This window comes from Novacetimonas maltaceti (assembly GCF_002906255.1).
GTDB classification, from domain to species: Bacteria; Pseudomonadota; Alphaproteobacteria; order Acetobacterales; family Acetobacteraceae; genus Novacetimonas; species Novacetimonas maltaceti.
Window position 1 is genome coordinate 1 of sequence record NZ_POTC01000094.1, and the last position, 5,068, is coordinate 5,068.

A 5,068-nucleotide genomic window follows, 5' to 3' on the forward strand; every position below is an offset into this window, starting at 1 on the left:
ACCGGGAAAGCCGCTCTTCAACATCAAAAAAACCAGGCTGCTTCATATCGCCATTCCCTCAATCAACGCAGAAGAAATAGAATCATACAGAAGACCTCAAAACCAGGGGGTTTTTAGAACCCTCCACGTCACGCCTGTTGCACAATGGATTGAGGGGATAGCTGAGCCCAGCCTTTCCCAACTCAAGGCCATTGCCGCTTACTGCTCGGTATCGGCAGACTGGCTGGCTTATGGCGAGGGCACCCCATATCTTTGCGAGTATGACCGAATTCCAGAGAATGCCGGTCAAGGGGTCCTGTGGCTGCTCGATGCAGACGCCAAAACCCTAAAAACACACCTTCAGGGGCTACGGTTCATCCGATGCGCCGGCGAACGTGATGGATTGCTCCTGGTGAAACAGTGGGCCGACAAAGATCTGGTTATCCGCACGCCTTACGTTGTATCCGAGGACACGGGCGGGGGCGGTCGGAGTTCCCTGCGTAATCTTACTCAGGTCTGGCACCTGCTTTATCAGGTCTACAGCGAGTGCGATCTGGCCCCGGATCTCGCAATCACGAGCCACATCGCAAGCGAGCGCACCTACCGCCAGCTTCAGGACGGTTGGCACAACCCGTCAGCACTGCTTCACGACCTGCCCTCCCAGCCGTGGTGGGAAGACATTTGGGATTCCAATGAGTTCGCACGGAGCAATTACTGGCCGGGATGGAAAAAGCTCTGCACGGATCTGTACGAAGAAATTTCTGACAGTAAGAGCGCATCGAACATTCGGGAGTCGATCGAAAGCGGTGAGCATCCGCTTTTGAAAGAAATCGAGAACGCAGCCCTTCTAGGGAAGCTCGATACGTGAAACAGTTCGCCTGTCACTTCAGACCAAATACATCTGTTGTGCAAAATCTATATGATCTCAGGCCCGCGCATATTGGATGGTGGCAAGTTTTTTTCGTTTGTCCGCAAATGAATAATAATAAAATCTGTTTCCATCACCTGCACCGAAACGATAACGTCAGATCAGAATCATCAAGCAGACAAACAAGCCTTGCGTCACACGCAATATGCTGAACAACGTAGCAGGGAAGAGAGGGATCGGACGAATGAGCAAACGCAAATCACCGCCTGAACAGAGTGAGCTTGTGCTTTCTCCGACAACCGCGCGCGTCATCCAGCTCTCGGCCGAAATCCAGGCAACACCGCCTGACGACATTGAGTTCATGCACACGGTCCTCTGCCAAGTCGGGCTCCCCCGCAAAAGGACGAAGGAAACGCGCTTCGAGCGAAACAATGGCAAGGCGTCCCTGCTCATTACAGCCGGCGAAATGTACAACGACGGTCATTGGGAAAAGCTCTTCGTTCCTTATGGGACAAAGCCGCGCCTGGCCCTCTTCCATATCAGTACCGAAGCCATCCGGACCAAATCGCGCACTGTCGCGGTCGGCCGGACCATCAGCGAATTCATGAAACGGCTGAACATCAGCCAAAACGGCCCATCCCGTGAGGCATTCAGGGCACAGATGAACGCCTTGTGCGCCTGTGAAATGAAGCTCGGTTACGGGTCGCGCAATCTGAACGCCCGACCGGTAGACGAATTCGATGCGTGGACCAAAAACCTCGCTAAAGACAGCACAATCGAACTGTCCGAGAAATTCTGGCACGAGTTAAAAGAAAACGCCGTCCCCCTTGATCCTCGTGCGCTTGAGGGCTTGCAGCATTCCGCACTGGCACTCGACATCTATACGTGGCTTGCCCATCGGCTTCATCGCGTGCGGGGATCTGGCGAACGGCTCACCTGGTCCAACCTTCGGCTACAGTTTGGGCAGGAATACACGGACGACAAGAATTTCAAGAAGGCATTCCTGATAGCCTTGCGACAGGTTTCGGCTGTTTATCCGGATGCGAAGCTAGAACAGGTTCGAACGGGTCTGAGGCTGATCGCATCGCCACCCCCTGTCCCGCGACAGACCGTTGTCTCTTTTCAAAAAGTAATTGGGTCAGAGGCTTAACTCAAAAATTCGGGTATAATGGGCGGTGCAATCACCACCCTTTGGACAGCGTGTCTCCCGGTTTATCACGGTGCAATCACCACCCTTTTGGGAGCGATTCCGACATCCTCGGTGCGGTGCAATCGCCACCCTTTTTCCAAGCGGATCTCCGCAGGAAAGACGGTGCAATCACCACCCCTTTTATCCGCCTCACAGCCACCAAAAACACGGTGCAATCGCCACCCTTTTTGGAGAAAGGCTCGCCTCTGTGGATAAAAAAGTTATCCCGGTGCAATCGCCACCCGGATGCGGTGCAATCACCACCCCAAAAGACGGTGCAATCGCCACCCGTAAGGACGGTGCAATCACCACCCCCCTAAAACCGGTATGATTCCCGATAAATAAACCGATAGGTTTTTCCGGTAGTTGCCTGCGGTTTTCCGGTGGATTTGTGGACAGTCGCCAAAGGGCGAACGCTCGAAGCGTGTGGACAGCTCTTCGACCTGCCCACACGCTCCGGCTCTGACCACAAGTCCACCGGACAACTTCAATAAGATTTTTTTTGATAGATTTAAGGGGAGGGCGCCGCTCGCCTTCGGCGCGGCGCTATGCGCAGACCTGGGAGGAAACGAAGAATGGGTTTTCTGAGAGACATCCTGATTATCAGGGAGCGAAAACGACTGCGACGCGAGAAAGCCGCTGTCGCTAAGCGATTAGCTGTCTCCCCGATGTTCAAGAACACATTCGCGGCCGATCGGGTGCTCGCTGATCGTATGCGATCGAACGGGGTTCCGCGGTGGAAACGAGCCCTCATGATCTTCTTACTCAGATAGTGCCCAGGAAGCAGCACATGGTCATATCCGGCCTATAAGCCGTTCTGATGCGAGTCTGTTTTTTCGCGGGATACTCTCCCCCTAGGCCGGGTCATCGTCTGGACAGTGAGGCCACCAAGACGATCGTCTCCGTCTAGAGGGTTATCGACATGACACCCGAGGATATTAGCCACGAACCGACGGACTATGACCGCGCCGGCATGGGCTGGTGAAATAATCTGGGTGAGGGCGGGCCGGTACGACAATGCCGTTCTCCTCTTAAAAATAGTGTCTCATAAGACGATCGTTAAACGGACACTTTAAAAAGACGTGACAGCGGAACGAAAACCCTAGACAAAGTTCGTCTCATAAGGGTGGTACGGTGATCGTCTCAATAGAGGGGGGCTTTACGTTACATGATGCTGATCGGTTACGCTCGTTGTTCACGGGACACACAGGACCTGGCCGCGCAACGCGCTGCCCTCGCTGCGCTCGGGGTGGATGAAGATCGCATCTATGTCGATTTTGGATATTCTGGCACGAAGCGGGAGCGGCCGGGTCTTGACCAGGCACTGGCTGCGGTAAGGCGAGGTGACACGCTTGTCGTGCCGAAGCTCGATCGTCTCGCCCGATCGGTTCCCGATGCACGAAGCATTGCGGAGATGCTGACTTCCAAAGGGGCGAAGCTGGCGATTGGTGCGAACGTCTATGATCCGACCTACCCAATGGGCAAGATGTTCTTTAACGTCTTGGCAACATTTGCCGAGTTTGAAGTCGATTTGGTGCGACAGCGAACACGCGAAGGCATGCTAATTGCCAAACAAAAAGGTAAATTAAAAGGCAAAAAGCCAAAACTTAGCGTGCGGCAGCAGCAAGAATTACGCAGAATGCACGAAACTGGTGAGTATTCTATCAGTGATTTATCAGATGTATTCTCTATTTCTCGCCCAACAGTATATAGAACCATCAAGAAAATAGTGGAATAATTATTTGTATCACTATGTATCGTATTTATGGTGCCCATACGAATATACAAAGTGATACAAATTTATTTTGAGCATGAACGGCATTTCATGCACGATTTTTGCCACGAAAAAAAGTTAAAATCCCACGTAACAAATATCGTCGTTCTCGCCTGATCGTTTTCTTTACATTTTTCACAAATCCGTGATGTTCGACAGAAGTCGAACGTAATTTGTTCTGAATTTCCCCGGATTACCGCTGTTCGATATCATTTCATCAGCCTGAGTGGCGTCTCGGACCAAGGCTTTTTTTGTTGCGGATCGTGAGAAAAATTCGATATTTCTACAAGGCAAGATATTTCGATGCGGTCAGATCGCTGACGATCGGGTGTCTCAAACGAGAGGTTTCGTCCTTGCCATGCGAAATTCTTCGGACTTGCCAAAACTTAACGCCCCGGTTTGTTTTCCTGCTGGGCCTCTCCGCGTTCAGGAGAAGGCTATTGTAGGAAGGGGGATTGTCACTTGCTGGAACCGTTCGAGCTGGCAGACATCAAAGCCGGACTTCGGGACGGCGGGAAAATCTTGGGCGTTTTCATCGTCGCACGACCGGACAGCGATGAAGGATCGGTCTTCGTGGTCTATTTCCGAACGGACTGGACACAAAGCCGCACGTTCAGGATTCTTTCCAGGTTCCGGACCGAAGGCGTACGAACGTACAAGAATCTCGGCAGCCTCTATAAGACCATCCGCAGCATCGGTTACGACGGACGGATCACGATTTATCCGTCTGGCGACCACGCGCTTCATACGTTCGTGGGCGTCCTTCCTGAAGATCTCGGCGACCATCCCCCAGATACGGTCACGTCGGAAGGCGACAAAGAGTAATCTAAAAACCGCACACTTTGCTGCTGCCGCGTTATTGTTGCCGCTCGCAGCGGGCGAAGTGTGCGCGCAGCCTTTGGCAATAAAGGATTTCGGACAGCTCGCGCTGAAATGCGGTCCGAATGTCGCGCCTATTACTTTGGCCTCGATTGCGCAGACTGAATCAGGGTTTGATCCATTTCTGGTTCACGATAACAACACGAAAAAAGCGTTCAATCTGGAAACAGATGCCGAAGCTGCGGAACTGGCAAGCCGACTGATCTCGATCGGCCATTCGGTCGATCTTGGGCTTATGCAGATCAATTCGCATAACCTGGAGGGATCGAAGAACCCTTGATTGATGTGCTTGGCCGGTAATTTCTGGGTTTTGGCGATTTGATTGACGGTTTTTGCGATGGCGTCCAGTCTGCGTTTTGAGCAGATTGGGAGTTGTCTC

5 protein-coding genes are annotated in these 5,068 nt (G+C 52.4%); all 5 read left to right on the plus strand.

The genetic code is table 11. The annotated features are described in order from the left end of the window. On the plus strand, positions 1 to 847 hold an 847-nt coding region (locus KMAL_RS15895; protein WP_239020184.1), incomplete at its 5' end, for a hypothetical protein. Between the two features lie 244 nt (positions 848 to 1,091). Further along, positions 1,092 to 1,997 carry a replication protein RepA gene (locus tag KMAL_RS15900; protein WP_007284615.1) on the plus strand — a complete coding sequence of 302 codons (906 nt, stop codon included), beginning with the start codon at positions 1,092 to 1,094 and terminating at the stop codon, positions 1,995 to 1,997. Between the two features lie 1,207 nt (positions 1,998 to 3,204). Then, positions 3,205 to 3,774, plus strand: coding sequence for a recombinase family protein (locus KMAL_RS15910; protein WP_110096463.1), 570 nt, complete (start codon positions 3,205 to 3,207; stop codon positions 3,772 to 3,774). A 498-nt stretch (positions 3,775 to 4,272) separates the two neighbouring features. Beyond that, on the plus strand, positions 4,273 to 4,635 hold the full coding sequence (locus KMAL_RS15915) for a hypothetical protein (RefSeq protein WP_058989489.1): 363 nt from the start codon (positions 4,273 to 4,275) through the stop codon (positions 4,633 to 4,635). A 58-nt stretch (positions 4,636 to 4,693) separates the two neighbouring features. Continuing rightward, the gene (locus tag KMAL_RS15920; protein ID WP_239020185.1) at positions 4,694 to 4,969 is read left to right on the plus strand and encodes a transglycosylase SLT domain-containing protein; all 276 of its coding nucleotides are present in this window, start codon (positions 4,694 to 4,696) and stop codon (positions 4,967 to 4,969) included. Positions 4,970 to 5,068: the final 99 nt, after the last annotated feature.